19 protein-coding genes are annotated in these 21,008 nt (G+C 43.9%); 5 read left to right on the top strand and 14 right to left on the bottom strand.

Annotation, left to right across the window (positions count from 1 at the left end):
* Nucleotides 1-11 precede the first annotated feature (11 nt).
* Nucleotides 12-947 carry a bifunctional riboflavin kinase/FAD synthetase gene (ribF, locus tag ONE56_RS02345; protein WP_423840187.1) on the bottom strand — a complete coding sequence of 312 codons (936 nt, stop codon included), beginning with the start codon at nt 945-947 and terminating at the stop codon, nt 12-14.
* A 70-nt stretch (nt 948-1,017) separates the two neighbouring features.
* Nucleotides 1,018-2,580 (bottom strand): murein biosynthesis integral membrane protein MurJ, encoded by a 1,563-nt coding sequence (murJ, locus tag ONE56_RS02340; protein ID WP_331438071.1) that lies wholly within the window; start codon nt 2,578-2,580, stop codon nt 1,018-1,020.
* A 294-nt stretch (nt 2,581-2,874) separates the two neighbouring features.
* On the opposite strand from murJ, the gene rpsT reads away from it, so the two are divergent.
* On the top strand, nt 2,875-3,135 hold the full coding sequence (gene rpsT / locus ONE56_RS02335) for a 30S ribosomal protein S20 (RefSeq protein WP_041156978.1): 261 nt from the start codon (nt 2,875-2,877) through the stop codon (nt 3,133-3,135).
* A 139-nt stretch (nt 3,136-3,274) separates the two neighbouring features.
* On the opposite strand, the gene ONE56_RS02330 is transcribed toward rpsT, so the two are convergent.
* Together ONE56_RS02330 and nhaR are read right to left on the bottom strand one after the other, a co-directional pair.
* Nucleotides 3,275-3,568: an ArsR/SmtB family transcription factor gene (locus ONE56_RS02330; protein WP_041156977.1), complete on the bottom strand. Its 294-nt coding sequence runs from the start codon at nt 3,566-3,568 to the stop codon at nt 3,275-3,277.
* Between the two features lie 133 nt (nt 3,569-3,701).
* On the bottom strand, nt 3,702-4,592 hold the full coding sequence (gene nhaR, locus ONE56_RS02325) for a transcriptional activator NhaR (protein WP_041156976.1): 891 nt from the start codon (nt 4,590-4,592) through the stop codon (nt 3,702-3,704).
* A 380-nt stretch (nt 4,593-4,972) separates the two neighbouring features.
* Here nhaR and ONE56_RS02320 point away from each other — a divergent pair, with 380 nt between their 5' ends.
* Nucleotides 4,973-6,118 (top strand): Na/Pi symporter, encoded by a 1,146-nt coding sequence (locus ONE56_RS02320; protein WP_041157011.1) that lies wholly within the window; start codon nt 4,973-4,975, stop codon nt 6,116-6,118.
* Nucleotides 6,119-6,313: 195 nt separating this feature from the next.
* Nucleotides 6,314-7,471, top strand: a complete 1,158-nt coding sequence (locus tag ONE56_RS02315) for a flavohemoglobin expression-modulating QEGLA motif protein (protein ID WP_423840186.1) — start codon at nt 6,314-6,316, stop codon at nt 7,469-7,471.
* A 68-nt stretch (nt 7,472-7,539) separates the two neighbouring features.
* Here ONE56_RS02315 and ONE56_RS02310 read toward each other — a convergent pair whose 3' ends face one another.
* From ONE56_RS02310 to rppH, 5 genes are read right to left on the bottom strand one after another with little or no spacing between them, the layout of a single operon-like run.
* On the bottom strand, nt 7,540-8,391 hold the full coding sequence (locus ONE56_RS02310) for a thymidylate synthase (RefSeq protein WP_331438073.1): 852 nt from the start codon (nt 8,389-8,391) through the stop codon (nt 7,540-7,542).
* A gap of 9 nt (nt 8,392-8,400) precedes the next feature.
* A complete protein-coding gene (gene lgt, locus ONE56_RS02305; RefSeq protein WP_041156973.1) occupies nt 8,401-9,222 on the bottom strand; it encodes a prolipoprotein diacylglyceryl transferase in 822 nt (273 codons plus the stop codon).
* 37 nt (nt 9,223-9,259) lie between these two features.
* Nucleotides 9,260-10,051 carry a sulfite exporter TauE/SafE family protein gene (locus ONE56_RS02300; protein WP_331438074.1) on the bottom strand — a complete coding sequence of 264 codons (792 nt, stop codon included), beginning with the start codon at nt 10,049-10,051 and terminating at the stop codon, nt 9,260-9,262.
* Nucleotides 10,052-10,057: 6 nt separating this feature from the next.
* Nucleotides 10,058-12,304, bottom strand: a complete 2,247-nt coding sequence (ptsP, locus tag ONE56_RS02295; RefSeq protein ID WP_331438075.1) for a phosphoenolpyruvate--protein phosphotransferase — start codon at nt 12,302-12,304, stop codon at nt 10,058-10,060.
* A gap of 2 nt (nt 12,305-12,306) precedes the next feature.
* Nucleotides 12,307-12,828, bottom strand: coding sequence for an RNA pyrophosphohydrolase (rppH, locus tag ONE56_RS02290; protein WP_041156970.1), 522 nt, complete (start codon nt 12,826-12,828; stop codon nt 12,307-12,309).
* Nucleotides 12,829-13,446: 618 nt separating this feature from the next.
* On the opposite strand from rppH, the gene mutH reads away from it, so the two are divergent.
* Nucleotides 13,447-14,130 (top strand): DNA mismatch repair endonuclease MutH, encoded by a 684-nt coding sequence (gene mutH / locus ONE56_RS02285; RefSeq protein ID WP_415679440.1) that lies wholly within the window; start codon nt 13,447-13,449, stop codon nt 14,128-14,130.
* A gap of 56 nt (nt 14,131-14,186) precedes the next feature.
* Here mutH and ONE56_RS02280 read toward each other — a convergent pair whose 3' ends face one another.
* Nucleotides 14,187-14,498: a DUF6482 family protein gene (locus tag ONE56_RS02280; protein ID WP_041156969.1), complete on the bottom strand. Its 312-nt coding sequence runs from the start codon at nt 14,496-14,498 to the stop codon at nt 14,187-14,189.
* 153 nt (nt 14,499-14,651) lie between these two features.
* Here ONE56_RS02280 and ONE56_RS02275 point away from each other — a divergent pair, with 153 nt between their 5' ends.
* On the top strand, nt 14,652-15,686 hold the full coding sequence (locus ONE56_RS02275; RefSeq protein ID WP_041156968.1) for an NADP(H)-dependent aldo-keto reductase: 1,035 nt from the start codon (nt 14,652-14,654) through the stop codon (nt 15,684-15,686).
* A gap of 151 nt (nt 15,687-15,837) precedes the next feature.
* On the opposite strand, the gene ONE56_RS02270 is transcribed toward ONE56_RS02275, so the two are convergent.
* The 4 genes from ONE56_RS02270 to prfB form a co-directional block, all read right to left on the bottom strand.
* Complete coding sequence (locus ONE56_RS02270) at nt 15,838-16,089, bottom strand: DUF1127 domain-containing protein (protein WP_423840185.1); 252 nt, start codon at nt 16,087-16,089, stop codon at nt 15,838-15,840.
* Between the two features lie 549 nt (nt 16,090-16,638).
* On the bottom strand, nt 16,639-17,973 hold the full coding sequence (gene vpsR, locus ONE56_RS02265; RefSeq protein ID WP_041156966.1) for a cyclic-di-GMP-binding transcriptional regulator VpsR: 1,335 nt from the start codon (nt 17,971-17,973) through the stop codon (nt 16,639-16,641).
* Between the two features lie 380 nt (nt 17,974-18,353).
* Nucleotides 18,354-19,871 (bottom strand): lysine--tRNA ligase, encoded by a 1,518-nt coding sequence (lysS, locus tag ONE56_RS02260; RefSeq protein ID WP_041156965.1) that lies wholly within the window; start codon nt 19,869-19,871, stop codon nt 18,354-18,356.
* A gap of 34 nt (nt 19,872-19,905) precedes the next feature.
* Nucleotides 19,906-21,004 (bottom strand): peptide chain release factor 2 gene (prfB, locus tag ONE56_RS02255; protein WP_128814729.1). Its coding sequence is split into 2 segments (ribosomal slippage): nt 19,906-20,928 and nt 20,930-21,004, totalling 1,098 coding nucleotides; the frame shifts between segments, so codons are not numbered across the junction.
* Nucleotides 21,005-21,008: the final 4 nt, after the last annotated feature.

The following is a 21,008-nucleotide window of genomic DNA, read 5'->3' as shown; positions in this document are numbered from 1 at the left end:
GAATAAACCGTTCAACGCTTAAGCTGATGCAGCCACACCCTTGCTGCCTCAGCATCCAATTCGATTTGTTGCTTAAGTGCTTCGAACGACTCAAACTTATGTTCAGGTCGAAGTTTGTGCAAAAGCTCCACTTCTAATTGTTTTCCATACAAATTGGCATGAAAGTCAAATAAGTGCACTTCTAATTGTTGGCGGACACCATTAACAGTGGGTCTTTGACCAATGTTAGCCACGCCACCGATTGGCTTTTCTCCCAATCCAAGCACTTGAACAACATAAACTCCGGAAACCGGAGAAACAGTGCGCTTCAAAGGAATATTAGCCGTGGGGAAACCGATGGTTCTTCCAAGCTTTCTTCCATGAGAAACACGTCCGCTAATGCTGTAATTTCTACCCAGCATCTTATGAGCGGAATGCAAATCATCATGAGCCAGCGCCTCTCGAATTGCGGTGCTGCTGACCCTTAGTTGCTGTAAGCAAAAACTTTGGGTACTGACGACTTCAAAGCCGTACTTTTTCCCTGCTTCTTGTAACATGGAAAAATTCCCTGTTCGGCCTTTGCCAAAGCAGAAATCATCACCAACAACAAGAAACTTAACACCCAAACGCTCGACCAACAAGTCACGGATAAATTCTTCCGCAGTCAAACTGGCAAAGTGATGGTTAAAGTTAACACACAGCAAACGATCAATATCAAGCTTACTCAATTGAACAAACTTATCGCGTAGGCGCGTTAACCTTGCTGGTGCTTTGTCTTTAGCAAACAGCTCCATCGGTTGAGGTTCAAAGGTCATCACAACCGAAGGTAAATAAAGTACCTTTGCTTGCTCAGACACTTGCAGCAATACTTGCTGATGGCCTCTATGCACACCATCGAAATTGCCGATCGTCAGAACACACCCATTGTGACGCGATGTGAGATTGTGAATGCCTCTGATCAATTCCATTGGATACTGCTATCTGCCTCTGTTTTTACTTTGCACTGTGTGAAACTGACGGATTATATACTACTCACCCTTACTCTGTCCCAGCTTTTAGGTCTTTTAAGCGTACGCCAAGGATAAATATCATCGCAAGATAAACCGCAGCGCCTAAGCCAATCAACATCGCTAACATGCCACTACGATAAGCAAAACTCCAATCAAGCCAGACCGACATATCTTCGAGCTGCCATAAAATTGCCGTAACCATTGCAGCTCCCGCAACCATCAAACGAGCGATAAATACGACCGTCCGTTTAGTCACTTGATACACTCCTGCTAAGTGAAGGCCTCGGTACAACAATGCCATATTGACAAAGGCAGACAAAGCTGTAGCCATCGCTAATCCGACATAACCGTAGAAGTAAGCAAAAATAGCGTTAAACACCATGTTAGTCACCATCGCAATGATGCCAAACTTAACCGGAGTTTTCGTATCTTGACGAGAGTAATAGCCGGGAGCTAATACTTTGATTAGCATGAAATTTAAAAGACCAGAAGCATAAGCTAATAAAGACAATGAGGCCTGATGTACGTCCTGTGGCGAGAATTCGCCGCGCATAAACAGCACCATCAGCATGGGCTTAGCTAACACCATTAGCCCCAACATTGCGGGAATGCCTAATAAGATCACCATCCGAATCCCCCAGTCCATAGTTTGAGAGAAACCTTCGCTATGGGCGTCGACGTGTTTCCGAGAAAGTGCAGGAAGAATCACCGTCGCAATCGCGATCCCAAAGAGCCCTAAAGGAAACTCTAATAAACGATCCGAATAATAAAGCCAACTGATTGAACCGGTTTGCAGAAAGCTGGCAATAAAGGTGTCGAAAAGCAAGTTAATTTGACTAACAGAAACCCCAAACAGCGCGGGAAGCATAAGTGTGCGAATTTTCACAACGCCAGGATCTCGCCAGCCCCACTTCGGCTTCACCATGACTCCAGCTTTGATAAGAAAAGGCACCTGGAACAAAAACTGAACCAAGCCACCTAAAAAGACACCTATCGCGAGGCCGATTTCGGGTTGGGTCAGCTGTGGTGAAATGAACCAAGCAGACAAAATGATCATCACATTTAAGAATACAGGGGTAAACGAGGAAACCGCAAACTTACCCAGCGTATTGAGAATGGCACCCGACAACGCAACAAAGGTGATAAACCATAAATAAGGAAAGGTAATTTTGAGTAACAAACTGGCCAATTCAAATTTTTCAGCACCAGGTTCGCCATGCATCCAGTTCAAAAACCAACCAAAACCAAACAATGCCGTAACGACACCCGAACCAAGTATACCTAGCAGCGTCACCACAGAGACAATCACACCAAGCGTCCCCGCAGCACGAGCAATAAGCTCACGGGTTTTATCCATGTCCCCCTGTGCATGGCTTTCAGTCAAGACAGGCACAAACGCTTGCGAAAAAGCACCTTCAGCAAACAAGCGTCGTAAAAAATTGGGAATTTTGTTGGCAAAGAAAAAGACGTCTGCGCTCGCCCCTGCCCCCATTAAATTTGCCACTACTACATCGCGAACTAAACCTAGAACGCGGGAAATTAGCGTCATAGCACTGACAATCATGCCAGACTTGAGCAGTCGTTTACTCACTGTAACCTCGGAATATCACTATCATACATCCCACTCTATGCCGATTCGCTTTTAGGGGCTGTAAATAGACGTCAAAAATATATCCGCTTATTGTTAGTTCTAAACGGATAATTATTAGCATTGGTATAAAAATGCTGTTAGAATCCCCGCCATCTTAACCGCGATGACCTTTCTTACCAAAACTTGTTTTGAGTTAGAACGGTTTTTGCACAAATCATTTGACATTTAAGCGCAAATGAGGGATATTCCTCGCCCTTAAATTGTCACAGAACTAAGTTTTTGGGAGTTAGACCCTTGGCAAATAGTAAATCTGCTAAGAAGCGCGCTATCCAAGCTGAGAAACGTCGTCAGCACAATGCTAGCCGTCGCTCAATGATGCGTACTTACATGAAGAAAACTGTTGCTGCTATCGAAGCAGGCGACAAAGAAGCTGCAACTGCTGCATTCGCTGTAGTTACACCTATCCTAGACCGCATGGCAACTAAAGGCCTTATTCATAAGAATAAAGCAGCTCGCCATAAGTCTCGTTTCTCTGCACAAATCAAAGCTCTTTAATAGAGTCTCGATTTTACAGAGAAGAAAAAACCGACTTTATGTCGGTTTTTTTATACCTGAAATTTTAATAAAAAAGCTGGCACTGCCAGCTTTTCCTTTATCTGCTATACGAACATCTAAATTGGCGTGATTAGCACAATTACTCACAATAAAGGGCATGAAGCGTTTTTATTAACGCCTTTACTTCATCACTTTTTAATGTGTAGTACACCGTTTGTGCTTGCTTTCTTGTGGCAACTAACTCATCACGACGCAACCAAGCGAGATGCTGCGACAATGCTGATTGACTGAGTTCAAGTTTGGCACACAGCTCACCGACAGAAAGCTCTTGGTTGTGCAGCATGCAAAGAATTTGTAGGCGTCTTTCGTTGGCCATCGCTTTGAGCAACACGACAGCATTGGCGGAGTTTTTCTCCATATCTTGTAAATTCATGTGTTGAACCTCTAACTACAACTTACTTAATGCAACCATGGCAAGCTTGTTGAGTTACACAGATTAAGTTGCGTATCATTTAGGTTTACATTTTTGTCGATAGTAATCTATTTGCTTGCATGGCGATACGTGTTTATTCAAACATTTGACTAAAATCCGCATCACAAACATTTTTTACTGCTGGATGCTGGATCATTCTCTCGGCGAAAATGACATAATACTCTTCTTTTAAATCATCTAATTGGCTAATGAGTTTAAAATTCCGATCATCTCCGATTTCGGACATGTAGACCGTCGGCGCCAAGAAAATCACGTCATCGTGATATCGAGCAAAGGCTTTCATTAAAGCAACGTCATCAAATTCTCCCAGCACATTAGGCTGAATGCCTTGACGATCAAACCACTGAATAATTTTACGCCCCATTGCGGTTTGACTCGCAGGGAGTAACAATTTTTTCTGCTGTAGAACTTCGGGTAAGCGAACGCCTTCAATATCACTAGAAGCAAAAAAGCTCATACTGCACTCTCCAAGCTTCTTACTATATAAGCCTGGGCTTTGCGTTGAATCGACGGGACAGTCAGATAAGATCATATCCAATTTGTGCTGAGATAACTTTTCCAACAAAAGTTCGTGGGTCGATTCATAACATCGCAGATGAATACTGTTATCTTCCGGCACTGTCGTCATCAACACTTTACTGACCAAACGTTTCGACAGTGCATCAGCTACACCCACTTCAAACAAAATATTGGCTTGTTGGCTGTAGTTCACGATATCCAACATTTCATAACTCAAGCCAAACATACGGTCTGCATACTTATACACTAATTGACCTAGTTCGGTAGGCTCCACGGTTCGCCCATTACGCTTGGTCAACTTTCCTTTCATTCGCTCTTCAAGTGCTTTTATCTGGCCGGTGACCGTTTGAGGAGTAAGAAAGAGCGCATCAGCAGCTTTAGTGACAGAGCCTTGCTTGCAGACCATCCAAAAGTAATAGAGGTGGTTATAGTTTAGGTGTGACATGGTCGATCCCTTAAAATCAGCCATGTTTTTATACCAAATGTGACAGAGATAAACAATAAATTCGGCAATACCATACTCAAGACTAGGAAAAAGTAAGTTTTACCGAATAAATAATATTCACAATGTCATATAAGTGGGAGAACAACATATATTTACATTCTCAACAGAGGGCCTCACCTTAGATGAAATAAAAATAAATAATTAAAAAACAAACAGTTAAATAGCTACGCACATCACCAAAATAATAAATGTTAAAAGTGACAATAAAAAACTTACCATGCCACACAACTGTCATATTACTGAAATATTTCTTCTCTAACATCGCCATCAGTTTCAACTACAGACCAAACACGAACTGAAAGGTCCCGGAGAAAATTATGATGAACCAAGCGACTTCAACAGTAGCGCCAATATCGAGTACAACTCGTTGGTTGCGCTGGGCTAACTTGGCATTCATGTTGTACTTGCTTCTTCTAGCTGTATCTATGGTTGGTAGCGGCTTCAAGTGGGCAACGGGCGATCAAGCAAAAGTATTGTTTGAATTTGCATCCCATCCAATAGCAGGCCTTATGATCGGTCTGGTAGCGACCGCGTTAATACAATCTTCTAGTACGGTGACGTCGATTATTGTCGGCTTAGTGGCAGGTGGGTTACCCGTAGAAACCGCCATTCCCATGGTAATGGGTGCGAACATTGGCACAACGGTCACCAACACGCTGGTCTCTTTGGGTCACGTTCGTTGTAAAGAAGAGTTTAAACGCGCTTTTGCTAGCGCAACCATCCATGACTTCTTCAATTTACTTGCAGTAGCTATCTTTCTTCCTTTGGAGCTTATGTTCGGCTTCTTAGAAAAGATTTCTCATTGGCTAGTTTCACCTTTACTTGCCACGGGCGACATGAGTCTTAAAGGCTTTAACTTTGTTAAACCAATGACAAAACCGGTTGTAAGTGCCATCAAAGAACCGCTTGGTGCGTTCGGGGACACCGTTGGTGGGATCACGCTGATCATCCTTGGTATAGCCACCATCTTTGTAGCGATTACCGTCATGGGTAAGCTGATGAAAAGCCTAATGGTAGGTCGTGCTCGTGAGATCTTAAAGAATGCCATTGGTCGTGGTCCTATCCACGGCATCGTTTCTGGCTCTATCGTTACAGTACTCGTACAATCTTCTTCCACCACCACCAGCTTGATGGTTCCTCTTGTTGGTACTGGAGTGCTGAAAGTACGTGATATTTACCCATTCACACTGGGTGCGAACATTGGTACTTGTATCACTGCCCTACTTGCAGCGACGGCGGTTTCTGGAGAGTTTGCGGTATTTGCACTACAAATTGCGTTAGTTCACCTCGTCTTCAACATTACTGCAACACTGTTTATCTTTGGGATTCCATTCTTGCGTGAACTTCCATTGAAAGGAGCAGAAATGATTTCGGAAATGGCCATTAAGAACAAAGCCGTGGTCGGTGGTTACCTCATGTCTGTGTTCATTATTTTGCCTGGTGCTATTCTAGCGCTGACAACATAATCATTACGAGGCACCATTGTTTTGATTTGCTTTAGGCTCCACATCGTGGGGCCTTTTTTGTATCTGTAGACTAGGACAGAGTCCAAACTCAGCATCACCTTAATCACAAATATTTGTTGTTCAAAATATACGCTCGGTGATAATTTGAGCCATACACCTTAAGAAAATATCCATTCTGGTTGGTATGCCCTTCACATGGAGTTAAACATCATGGCTCACGCTCACGAACCGATTTCCAACCGACTATTAGCAATAGATGCAAACCTAACCCAATTGGTTAGCGAGATAGATATTCTTAGTAGTGTAAACCCGCTGAATTACGGGCATGAACGAGAACGGTTCATTAACAATAAGTATTCACAAGAGCCCGACTTTCAGTATCAAAAGACACCACTTGATACCCATCAGTCAAAACGTCGTTTATATGAACTACCTTTGGAAGATATCAAGGATACACAACTGCAAAAGCTCTACGTAGACGTGATCCAATCTTATGCAGACAAGCTCGATCAAGTAGACACCATCGGCACCCAAGATTTTCTTTATAACTCATTGCGTTACTACGGAGAACCAAGCGCCAAAGATATTGCCAATGCGCATTTCATTTTGCACTTACCGACAGAAGAAGAAAGTAAGCCAGTGCACGACAGTCAATCTATTGCGCGATTCATGGGGCATTTCGCGGAGAAACATGGTTACGAATGTGAAATACAAGTACTTGATGGGATGCTCGCCAATGCCCTCGTCTCAGGCGTACGGGTAAAAATAAATAGCGCCGCTCATGTCACTACAAATGAACTGGAAGCACTCGCTAACCATGAAATGGGAGTACACCTACTGACTACCTTAAATGGTCGTCGACAACCGCTCAACGTATTAAGTTTAGGCTGCCCTGCGAACACCAACACACAGGAAGGCTTAGCAATTTTGTGTGAATACCTTTCGGGACATTTCAGCATCAAGCGACTACGGACGCTGGCACTACGTGTACTTGCCGTTGAATCGATGATTAAAGAACGGGATTTTCGCCAAACCTTCAGGCTATTGAAGGAACAATATCACGCCTCTGACACTCAAGCTTTCACTATCACCTCACGCGTATACCGAGGTGGCGGCCTAACGAAGGATTACTTGTATTTACGCGGTTTCCGAGAGGTGCTGAATGCTTATGATCAGTTAGGAGAGGATTTCTATTTATTGTTGTGTGGAAAAACAGAGCTTAAATACTTTGAGCAGATTCGTTCTCTGGTGAACAAAGGGATATTTTCTCGACCTACTTTAATCAGCCCAGCTCTAACTAAATCACAACAAACTGACCCAATACATCGTTATATTGTCAGTGCGCTTAAGTAAAGCCTATAAAAAAGCTCCATTCGGAGCTTTTTTATCATGGCATCAAACCCTGGCTACACAAACCCAGGCTACACTGAGAACGGGTATCGAATAGGGTCATGATGTTCATAACCTTCGACCCAGAAGTCATCCAATGTTACCCACGTTTCCAAATCTTCTAGTGATTTAACCTCTGGGTTAATGTGGAACGTTGGTGCCTGTAATGGTTCACGCTTAAGCTGCACATCACGCATCAATTCAAGTTGATCCTCATAAATGTGTGCATTCACAATCTTGTGAAAAGCCTGCCCCGGTTTCTTACCGGTAATTTGCGCCATAATAGCCAAGAATACATAGACTTGCACCATATTAAAGTTGAGGCCTAACGGCACATCACATGAACGCTGAGTGCTATTGAGATACAAAGTATCACCGAGTAATGAGAAGTGGTGACTGTACATACATGGGCGCAAACATCCCATATGAAACTCACCTGGGTTGTAGAAGTTAAGTATCTCGCCACGGTCATCAATGCCACGTGTTAAGTCATCTACGATCTTACGTAGTTGGTCGATGTGACCGCCGTCAGGCTTCGCCCATGCACGCCCCTGAACGCCGTAGACACGTCCCATATCGTCTTCGCCTTTACGATAAGGATTGTTTAACCAAGCTTCGTTCAAGTTGGCATTCGCATCCCAAGTTTTAGTGCCTAACTTGCGAAAATCTTCCGCGTTATCATAACCACGAATGTAGCCTAGCAGCTCTGCAACTGCCGCTTTCCAAAAGCTCTTGCGAGTGGTTACCAAAGGGAATTGGTTACTTGCAACATCGTAGGTTAAATCGGCATTGATGACAGTAAGACAACGCTTACCAGTACGCTCATTTTCAACCCAAATACCTTGGTCAACGATGCGCTGACACAAATCTAAATACTGTTTCACACCAATACCTTACTTTGCTTTCTGTGGTAATTCGTCTTTATAGTGACCACGCTTGTACGCCCACACCATCATGAGAACACCCAACACGATCATTGGTGTTGATAGGATTTGCCCCATCGAGATGAAACCACCAAATAGACCAAGCTGAGCATCCGGCTCACGCACGAACTCGACTAAAAAGCGGAATGTACCATACCCGGCTAAAAATAACCCGGAAACAGAACCCAATGGGCGCGGTTTCTTAATGAACCAATTTAAGATGAAGAACAACACGATCCCTTCCAGTGCCATCTCATACAATTGAGATGGATGACGAGGTAGTGGCCCCCCGTTTGGAAATACAATCGCCCAAGGCACATCAGTAACGCGTCCCCAAAGCTCACTGTTCATGAAGTTACCCATACGCCCCATACCTAACCCGAAAGGCACGAGCGGCGCAATAAAATCAGCAACACCAAAGAAGGTACGACCGTTTTTACGTGCATACCAAAACATCGCGGTAATCACACCAAGTAAACCACCATGGAATGACATCCCTCCAGTCCAAACTTTAAAGAGATAAAGTGGATCTTCTAAGAACATATCAAAGTTATAGAAAATCACGTAGCCAATCCGACCACCGATCACCACACCAAGAAAACCGGCAAACAGCAAATCGGAGACTTGCTCTCGCGTCCAGCCACTGCCCGGTTTATCCGCGCGGCGATTAGCTAGCCACAAAGCAAACATAAAACCAACGAGGTACATTAAACCGTACCAGCGGATAGAGACAGGCCCTATAGAGATCAACACGGGGTCAATATTAGGAAATTCAATGAATCCCTGAGACATAAACAATTCTCTTCTTATCACAAAAAATGGAGGAACTTTACAGCAGCATGGTTGCTGCAACAAACATTAAAAATACCGCGAATATTTTCTTTAGCATTGCGGTAGGAAGTGTCGTGGCTAACTTGGCCCCAACTTTAGTCGTCAACATAGACGTCATTGCAATCGCAAGCAATGCGGGAAGGTATACATAACCGAGACTGTATGCAGGTAAATTTTCAATATTGACGCCGTGTAAAACAAAGCCGATCATTCCTGCAATCGCAATGACACAACCACATACAGAAGAGGAACCTACCGCTTTACGCATCTCAACACCGTGCTTATTCAAAAAAGGCACCGAAAGCGATCCGCCACCGATACCTGCAAGGCTTGATACAATACCAATGCCTGCACCGTAGCACATCGTAACGGCACTAGTTGGCATCGGTTTACCACTTGTGATTTTAATTGAACGTAACATTTGGATTGCAAGGCACAACACAATCACGCCAAATATTTTGGGTAAATAGTGAGTCGGAATCCACTCTGCCAAACTCGCCCCCAAAAAACCACCAACGACGACTCCTGGCATTAACCACTTAACTACAAACACATCAACGTTACCCAACTTAAGGTGATTTAAAGTGGAAGAGGCCGATGTGACAATAATGCTGGCTAACGAAGTCGCCAGCGCCATATGCATACTCAATTCAGGAGAAATTCCCGCAAGAGGGAGAAGGTACAATAACGCGGGAACAACAATCAGCCCACCACCGATACCGAGCAAGCCTGCCATCACACCGACAAATGCGCCCAGCGCCAACAATAACAAAAACAAAGAAATGGTCACTGTGATCTACTTCTTACCCGCTCGTACAAAACCAGCAAAACCTTGCTGAATGAAGTAATCGTTCATCATTTGATGAATATCTTGTCCATAGGAAAGGGTCATAGCTCGTTCCACTAGTTTCTCTAATTCTTGTTGCTGGCTGTGGCGAATTAAATACTTTACTTTCGCCACGTTCGAGGTATTCATACTCAAGCTGGTATACCCTAACCCTAAGAGCAAAAGCGCGCCGAATGGATCACCCGCAAGCTCACCACAGACACACACTGGCAACTGATGCTGCTGACAAACGTCATGAATCTGTTTGAGTGCCAACAATACTGCCGGGTGCATAGATTCATAGACATCAGATACACGAGAATTGTTCCGGTCTACTGCTAATAAATACTGAGTTAAATCGTTAGTCCCAACGGAAACAAAATCGACTCGCTGTGCAACCAGAGGCAACAAGTACACCATAGAGGGCACTTCAATCATTACCCCAACGCTAGGCTTCTTAATACGCTCATCGAGCAGCACAGCCTCACTGTACGCTTGCTGAATAAGCTCAAGCGCATCATCTAACTCTTTCACGCCAGAGACCATAGGCAGCAAAATACTCAAGTTGCCACTATCAGCACTTGCCCGTAACATCGCGCGCAGTTGAATCAGGAAGATATCCGGATGATCGAGGGTAAAGCGAATGCCTCGCCAACCTAGAAAGGGATTATCTTCTTCAATCGGCAAATACGGCAAAGGTTTGTCGCCACCAATATCCAAAGTACGCATAACAACTCGTTGATTCGAATAACCTTTCAGTATCGAACGATATTGATGGTACTGTTCATCTTCGGATGGAAAGTGATGCTGAAGTAAAAATGCGATTTCAGTGCGATACAGCCCCACTCCATCTACCCCGGCATTAACCGCAATATTACTGTCTGCACTGAGTCCTGCATTGAGCATGACTTCAACATGATGATTGTCTTGTGTCATCGCTGGCAAGGTGAGATCTTTGTTCACCATCGCGGTCAACTCAGACTCTTCACTCACTAAACTGCGATATTCACGCAGTAGCTGGCGGTTTGGTTCGAGAAAAATTTCCCCAGTGTAGCCATCAACAATCCCTTGCTTACCGTTGATCAGCTCGGTATTGATGTTCGCACCCATGATCGCTGGTACACCTAGCGCGCGTGATAAGATAGCAGCATGGGAATTCGCCCCCCCTTCCAAAGAAATCACCGCTAACAAATACTCTTTTGGAACAGAACCGAGTAGCGTAGCAGTGAGCTCATTGGCCACAAGGATGACTGGACGATCAATAGAAGACTGTTCTTGTTCGCTGTTCTGCAGGAAGTAAAGCAAACGTTGACCTAATTCTCTGACGTCTTGCGCGCGCTCACGCATGTACACGTCTGACATTCGAGCAAACCGATTCGAATAGGATTCAACAACCTGACGCAATGCCCAATCAGCTCGGTCTCCTTTCTCGATTTGTTTCTTAAGATCACCGCGCAACATCGGGTCGTTAAGCAAGTGGGTAAACAAATCAAAAATCGCCAACGCATCTTTGTTGATTTCACTATCTAGCTTCTTACGCATTCGACGAAAGTCATTCAGTGCTCGCTCGATGGCAACCAACAGAAGCTCATGTTCTCGATCTTTGTCTAGCGTGGAGGCGGGAAAGACGTCTGACAAACTCGGCTGCGTATCATCAAACCAAAGCTCTCCTATCGCAACACCGGTTGAGGCAGGCACACCTTTAATCTTTGTCGGCTTCGAGGTTAGTTGCCAATGACCAAGATTTTGGGCATGAGCAATTAATACTGCGAGCTGTGCCGACAAGGTCACTAAAAATGACTCTTCCATCTCACTGAACAAACGCGGTGTTTTTTGTTGGATGACCAACACACCTAACACTTGTTTGCGATGAATAATTGGAGTGGCAAGAAAAGAGTGGAAGATTTGTTCACCGAGTTGAGGGAAGAATTTGAACTCAGGGTGTTTAGAGGCTTCAGCTAGGTTAAGTGGTTCAGCACTTCGCTTAACGAGGCCAACCAAACCTTCATTGAAGTTGATATGAATACTATCACCTTCAAAAATAAGGCCTTGAGTCGCCATCAACTCAAGGCGCTGCATTTCTTCATTAGCCAGATAAATGGTACAACACTCAGTGCGAAGGGCAGCACACGTCTCTTTCACCAATATATCGAAGGCCAGATGCACATCATCGACTCTGGAGACTTTTTCAACTATTTCCCTTAGCTGGCTGAGCATGACTATCCTCTACGTTGTTTTTTTCTTTTCCCTTTCGCTTTTCTTTCTCGAAAAGGCATGGCTAAAGATGCAAACTCTTTCATTGCTCGACGATAAACGTCGCGCTTGAAAGAAACAACTTGCCTTACTGGATACCAGTAACTCACCCAGCGCCAACCATCAAATTCAGGAGATTTCCCGCGTTGCATGTTGATACGTGATTCATCACACTCCAATCGCAATAGAAACCATTTCTGTTTTTGGCCGATACAAACAGGCTTGGAGTCCCAACGCACCAATCGTTTTGGTAGCTTATATCTTAACCAATGACGACTTGTTGCAATGACCTTAACGTCTTTTTTCGTTAAACCGACTTCCTCATACAACTCCCGGAACATTGCCTGTTCTGGAGTCTCACCTTCATCAATTCCACCTTGTGGAAATTGCCATGAATGTTGCCCGTATCGTTTAGCCCAGAAGACCTGACCATGGTTATTACATATCACAATACCAACGTTCAGTCGGTAACCATCGCCATCTATCACTGGCTAACCTCTATGAATAATTTTTTATTACCGTGATTTTTCCACATATCCCCATTACTAGCAAACTTACTGATGTGATATACGCAAGATTTATTACCTTTTCAGCAATATTGAATATCTTTTAATCGAAAAAGACCTTATCAACATAACTGTGAGACATGGCCCACATTTATTCACCTTTTCTGTGAATAACTTTGTGAAGAATTCGGTGTTAAAAAATATTTTGCTTTATAAGCACTCATCACAGGTTGAAGTAAAAAAGAAAATTAGCACACTAAACTAATGATAAGTATAGATTTTAAAACAAACCTATCGAATAATTGATCTTTTAAATTCTGATGATCTTTTCACCAAACCTAGATCGGTCAAAGATCCATCAACACCTTATTTATCCACACTCATTCCGTATAACTTCACGATACCGCTATAAAATCAAGTCTAAATACAGACTTTAACCCCTGTCTATTCATCCAGCATCCCGTTCGATCCATGACAATTGACGCTCTCCTGTGGATAAGTTATGGATGGATCATTATTCGTTCAATCCGATGCAATCTTAAACAGGCGATTTTATCGAAATTTGTTAGACTAGAGTTTTTCAATCGTCATGCTGCCATTATGAAACCAGAACCTCAAACAGAAACAGAATTGATGGAACGCGCCCAAGATATTGCTGGATTGAGCTTCGCAGAATTGGCTGAGGAAGCCAGTATGATCGTTCCTGATAACCTCAAGCGAGATAAAGGTTGGGTCGGACAATTGCTCGAGTGGCACTTAGGTGCCCCTGCTGGTAGTAAACCCCAGCAAGATTTCTCTAAACTTGGGATCGAATTAAAAAGCATTCCGATTGGCTATTCTGGACGTCCACTCGAAACCACGTTTGTTTGTGTCGCCCCGTTAACTGGCGTACATGGTTTAACATGGGAAACGAGCCACGTACGTAATAAACTCTCACGTGTACTCTGGGTTCCGGTCGAAGGCGAACGAGAAATTCCGCTTGCGGAGCGCCGGGTTGGTAACCCGTTAATCTGGTCGCCCGATGAAGAAGAAGATCGCATTTTGCGTAATGATTGGGAAGAACTGATGGAATTGATCGTATTCGGTAAGTTTGATCAAATTTCTGCCAGAACCGGAGAGGCACTGCATTTACGTCCGAAAGCCGCAAACTCCAAAGCGCTCACCGAAGCGTACAGCTCAAACGGTAAGCCGATAAAAACGTTGCCCCGAGGTTTTTATCTCAGAACACAATTTACCGAGCAGATCCTATTAAAACACTACATAAACACTCAGCAAAACCAATAAGCCTAGTTTTATTGCGGTGGATCCCTCACTCTCGCATGGGTCGGTAACCGGAAACACTAATGTGTGACTAAAGAGAGCTCAATGTCGCAATAGGAAGCCGATCCCTCACTGCCACACTCGTCATAAGCGTTATGTAACCTCAAATAAGCTTTATCGATCCCAAGCCTTAATAGCTCTTCTTTTACCAATTCAAGCGAACCAAAATGCACAGGATCTTCACCGTCTTTGATTGGTTCAAGTTGATGCTTGTATTCCACCGCTAATAAATACTCAGAGACATCCGAACATCCGATGACAAAGATCTTGGGCACCTTATAGCTGGATTTATGTTGACCATGTACCCACATGTCCAGTTGATGCTTCTGCATAGTGCACCTCCTTCTAAACATTTTTTAAGTGTAGTTGTGGTGTGTATAGCTTTCGAGTCATTGGGCATCTAATTTGTAAATCATTTGCGGATTAGACGTAAAATCCCCTATATTGGAATGACTTATTAAGCGGGTAACTCTCAAGGACGTGAAATGCAATACACAAAATTACCGCACTCCTCGCTCGAGATCAGCAAGATCTGCCTAGGCACCATGACTTTTGGTGAACAAAACACAGAAAAAGAAGCCTTTGAACAAATTGATTTTGCCCTTGATCATGGGGTCAACTTCATCGATACCGCAGAGATGTATCCAGTCCCTCCCAATGCAGAAACACAGGGACTCACTGAGCAATACATTGGTAATTGGCTAGCCAAATCAGGCAAACGTGAAAAAGTAGTCTTAGCGACTAAAGTCGCCGGTCCACGCAATGTGCCTTATATTCGCGAGAACATGAGTTTAAACCGCCGACATGTCCATGACGCCATTGATAGCAGCTTACAGAGATTACAAACGGATTACGTGGACCTGTACCAATTGCACTGGCCGCAACGTCAAACCAACTGCTTTGGTCAACTCAACTATCCCTACCCAGATAAGCAAGAAGAAGTCACTCTGATTGAGACACTCGAAGCGCTGAACGATCTAGTGAAAGCAGGAAAAGTACGTTACATCGGTGTTTCTAACGAAACACCATGGGGCGTCATGTCTCTATTACGTCTAGCAGAAAAACACGATTTGCCACGTATTGTCTCAATCCAAAACCCTTATAATCTACTAAACCGAAGCTTCGAAGTCGGCTTGTCTGAAATCAGCCACTACGAAGGCGTGCAGTTACTGGCCTACTCACCAATGGCGTTTGGCTGTTTGAGTGGCAAATATTTAAACGGTGCAAAACCAGCTGGCGCCCGCTGTTCAAAATGGGAACGTTTTGCACGTTACTTTACACCACAGGGTGTCAAAGCAACCGAAGCGTATGTGGCTTTGGCGAAAGATCACGGTTTGGATCCGGCTCAAATGGCCCTCGCTTTTGTCAATCAACGACCGTTTGTTGCCTCCAACATCATAGGCGCCACGAATCTCGATCAGTTAAAAGCCAATATCGATAGTATTGATATCCAGCTAACGGATGAGATCTTGACTGAAATTCAAGCGATTGGGACCACATACTCCAATCCTTGTCCCTAATGGCTCTCCCCACACAGCCTGTAAAAAACGCTCGTAAACGCAAAAGGCTGGCCATCAAGGCCAGCCTTTTGCTTTCACATTTATCTGTATCGCGTGTTGAGCGAAAATACAATCGTCAATAGAAAATGACTCAATCCCAACACGCAATCAATTACGTACTTATTCGCGAAGTTAAAGCTCGGCGAAGGTGACGAACACGACGTTCAATTTTGACTGCATCCGGCACGCTCGCTTGAATTGAGCGACCATCTTCATCCAAACCGATATCTCTTAGTAAATGAGGGTTAGCCCATGGAATATCGTGAGCACTACGGCGTACCTTACGCTGCCATTCTTTTTCTTCACGTTTTAGGTCGGCTTTTAAAAGCAGAGTTGCAAGTTTTAAGTAGATTGAGTGACGCATAATTTTCTCCCAGTTATCGACATAGAGTTGACTGGGAAAATAGGACGAAGAGAACAAATATCTGTATAGACTAAGCCGCTATTTTCCGCAGCCTAGTGAACATTAGAAAGGTTACGGATTAATTTTATGTTTTGAGCCAGATGTGTGTTTATCGGCCATCATGCGAATGGTCGCGACAACAATTCGATCAGCGCAAGCACGAGTATTAACTGCGTAATGTTTCATCTTGCGCCTCCTAGCTAAAAATTAATCCGTTTAATAAGTGATATAACTCCTTGAGTTATGGTTAAATTGTATGCAAATGAGGATTTATATCAAACAGTTTTTTAACTTTTGGTTAAAAACAAACCAATCCACCAAGGCTTAGTTGCATATATAAATAAACACAAAACATTCGCCTAATGAATAATTATTATGCAAAGTTTAACGCTGTCATTAGTTCATCACTAGCATGAACACCCATTAATTCATCACCCTGAAATGACTCTAAAAAACAAAAAAGGAGCGACCATCGCTCCTTTTTTGCTGTTGCTTCAGATATAAAAACCACTACATAGCAGGTTCTGAAATTAGGTTATGCTTGTTCAATAGGCGGTACATGGTCGCGCGAGAAACACCAAGCTCTTTTGCCGCATTGGAAACCTGACCAGAGTGTGACTCTAAAACCACGAGCAATGCATCACGCTCACTTTTTTCACGGATCGATTTTAAGCTTCTCTTTGCTTCGTTACGCTGTGGTAAATCTAGGTGAAAATCTTCGATAATAATGCTATCTGACATCAATACCGCACGCTTAATTTGGTTCATCAATTCGCGCACGTTACCAGGCCAAAAGTAGCGGGTTAACGCTTTAATCGCGTCTTCTGAAAAGCTTTTCGCTTGCGAGTTATATTCTTTTGAAAACTCTAATAAGTAAAATCGAGCTAACAATGCGATATCACTAGCGCGCTCTTTCAAACTCGGCACGTTGATACGCAGTACATTAATGTAATGGTACAACTCCTCATTGAAGTCACCATTGATCAGGGCTTTCTCAACATCGGCTGAATTAGCAGCTAACACACGCACATTGACATTTTTTAAGCCATCTTTCGTCTCGAGAGTGCCTTCTTGCAAGAACCTCAACAGGTTCATCTGCTGCTCTTTAGAGATGGTGAGGATGTCGTTAAACAGTACCGTACCACCGTCAGCTTGTTCTAGTATGCTAGGGCCAGAATCCGCACAATTTTCCCCACCAAACACTTCCGCTTGGAAACGTTGCTCACTTAGAGCTCGACAGTTGACTGACATAAAGGGCTTATGAGAGCGTGAAGACACTTTGTGTATAGAGCGTGCAACAGCCTCTTTGCCTGTTCCGCTTTCACCAGAGATCAGGATGCTGACATCTGTAGGACCGATACGTTTAATTTGGTCACGTAGGCGCTTCATCGGAATGGATTCGCCCACTAGCCCCATATCTAAGCTACTACCAAATGTCGGCCAAACTTTTTTCTCGAGTTTCAGCATACCTAACTGGTGACCAATGGTGCTGAGTAACTGAGCGTCCGGAATGGGCGCGGTGAAAAAGTCGATACAGAAATTGACGATGAATTGGCAAATCGTGTCAGTGCCTAATTGAGACTCACGGATAAATGCCAACCAGCGAACATGTTTATGCGTGCTGACCAAGTTGGCTAAACCATTTAAGCTGAATTCATCTTGGCTGAGATCGACGATACCAATACACGGTCCAATATCTTCTAATAAAGTATTGGCTTTACGCAAATCACCCACTTGGTGACACTTCCAACCCACTTGTTCTAGTACTGATAACCAAGGTTCGTAAGTTCCGCCAACGACGACAAGCGATCCCGGAATGGAATCCATCTTAAACTGCCCAGCCATTTTCTAACCCTTTATGCATTATTAATAGAAATTTCGCGTCACAAATCTACTTTGCGGACGAGTAACATTATCGAGACTACTTTTTGCCAAGTCTGTCTTAACATTAAGACTATGCAATAAATTGAGATTTTGCTAACACTCATTTTTATATCTACTCGATACACCTCTCAGATAGGACCTGTTCAAGTCACTAAACAAAGCAGGATATGGTGCTAATATAAACCACGATTTTATTATTAAACTAATTATTATAATTAATAATGCCTGTAATCCACTATATGACTCATATGTCTAGCATAAATGACAACTTAATATTTCAAATTAAATAACAGACACAAAAAAAGCCACCCGCAGGTGGCTTTTTAAACATTCAGCACGAATTATGCTTGCGGACGCATCGCTGGAAATAAGATAACATCACGGATCGTGTGTGTATTCGTGAACAGCATGGCAAGACGATCGATACCAATACCCTGACCCGCTGTTGGCGGAAGGCCATGTTCAAGAGCGGTAATATAATCGGCATCGTAATACATTGCTTCATCATCACCCGCATCTTTCGCGTTTACTTGCGCTTTAAAACGCTCATCTTGATCTTCCGCATCGTTAAGCTCAGAGAAACCGTTCGCGACTTCACGACCACCGATAAAGAACTCAAAACGGTCAGTGAAGAATGGATTATCATCGCTACGACGTGCCAGTGGAGAAATATCCGCTGGGTAGCCAGTGATGAATGTTGGTTGAATCAACTGAGGCTCAGCGGTTTCACCAAAAATTTCTTCCAACAACTGGCCGCAAGTCCAGAAAGATTCCACTTCTACATGCACTGACTTCGCGATAGAAACCATAAGATCACGGTTTTGCAGATCTTCTTCAGTCAATGCCTGAATTTGCTCGTGGTTTGGATTGTAATGTTTGATCGCTTCAAACATGCTCATGCGAGCATAAGTACCACCGAATTCAACCGTTTCCTCGCCGTATGGCATGGATGTAGAGCCCAAAACTTCCATTGCGACTGTGCTGAGCATTTCTTCCGTCAGATCCATCAGATCTTTGTAGTCAGCGTAAGCTTGGTAGAATTCCATCATGGTGAATTCTGGGTTGTGACGAGGCGAAAGACCTTCGTTACGGAAGTTACGGTTGATTTCGAATACACGATCAAAACCACCAACAACCAGACGTTTCAAGTATAGCTCTGGTGCCACACGTAGGAACATATCGATGTCTAGTGCGTTGTGGTGCGTGATGAATGGACGCGCAGTCGCACCACCCGGAATCACGTGCATCATTGGCGTTTCTACTTCTAAGTAACCTTTTGAGCTCATGAAGTTACGAATCGCAGAAACCAGTTTAGAGCGAACGATAAACGCTTGGCGAGAATCTTCATTCACGATCAGGTCAACGTAACGTTGGCGGTAACGCATCTCTTGGTCAGTCAGACCGTGGAATTTTTCTGGTAGAGGACGCAATGCTTTGGTTAGCAACTCGTACTCTTCCATGTTGACGTACAGATCGCCTTTGCCAGATTTATGCAGTGCACCTTTCACACCGATGATGTCACCAATATCTAAACCTTGATATTTAGCTTTAAGTTCTTTTTGCACATCTTTTGCCGCGTACGCTTGAATGCGACCAGACGTTTCTTGAATCACAAGGAATGGACCACGTTTCGCCATAATACGACCCGCGATCGCAACCACATGGTTAAGCGCTTCTAGCTCTTCCTTGGTCTTTTCACCGAACTCTTTTTGCAGGTCGCCAGCCAGAGCATCACGACGGAAATCATTTGGGTGGCCGTTTGCTTTGCAGCTCTTTCGGATTTCATCCAACTTAGCGCGGCGTTCAGCAATCAGCTTATTCTCTTCTTGTGCGGTTTCGTTTTGAACAGCATCAGTCATTTTCGATGTATCCTGTTTTTGTCGGTGAAAAGCGTTATAGACCTGATTTCAGGCTAGCTTCAATAAATTTATCAAGGTCGCCATCGAGCACCGCTTGGGTATTACGGTTTTCAATGCCTGTACGGAGATCTTTAATGCGTGAGTCATCCAATACGTATGAACGGATCTGACTGCCCCAGCCGATGTCTGACTTCGCGTCTTCATTGGCTTGTTTTTCCGCATTCTGTTTTTGCAACTCAAGCTCAAATAGCTTCGCTCGAAGCTGTTTCATCGCTTGATCTTTGTTTTTATGTTGAGAACGGTCATTTTGACACTGAACCACTGTATTGGTTGGTACGTGAGTAATACGCACCGCTGATTCCGTAGTGTTGACGTGCTGACCACCTGCACCTGACGCACGATATACATCAATACGTAGATCCGCAGGGTTAATGTCGATATCAATATTTTCATCTACTTCAGGGTAGATAAACGCAGACGCAAATGATGTATGGCGACGGCCGCCAGAATCAAATGGCGACTTACGCACTAAGCGGTGGACACCAGTTTCTGTACGTAACCAACCGTAAGCGTATTCACCAGAAATTCGGACTGTCGCAGATTTAAGACCTGCCACTTCGCCTTCTGACACTTCAATGACTTCCGCTTTGAAGCCTTTTGCTTCTGCCCAGCGTAAGTACATGCGCAATAACATATTGGTCCAGTCTTGTGCCTCAGTACCGCCAGAACCAGACTGCAAGTCGATGTAGCAGTCGGAGCTGTCGTGATCACCAGAGAACATGCGTCGGAATTCAAGCTTGGCTAGTTTTTCTTCTAACTCAACAAGCTCTGGTTCAATTTCGTCAAATGTTTCTTGATCTTCTTCTTCAACCGCAAGCTCGAGAAGACCGTCAACGTCTTCTACACCTTGGTCAAGTTGGTCGATCGTTTCAACGACGGCTTCCAAAGATGCACGCTCTTTACCCAGCGCTTGTGCGCGTTCAGGCTCATTCCATACATCCGGTTGTTCAAGTTCTGCGTTAACTTCTTCTAGACGCTCTTTCTTAGCGTCATAGTCAAAGATACCCCCTCAGGACATTCGTGCGCTCAGACACGTCCTGCAGACGGTTTTTAATTGGATTGATTTCAAACATGTTT

The organism is Vibrio mytili, from assembly GCF_049563345.1.
In the GTDB taxonomy this organism is placed as follows: Bacteria; Pseudomonadota; Gammaproteobacteria; order Enterobacterales; family Vibrionaceae; genus Vibrio; species Vibrio mytili.
The sequence above is the reverse complement of the archived record's forward strand: the minus strand, read 5'-3'. Positions and strand labels throughout refer to the sequence as shown.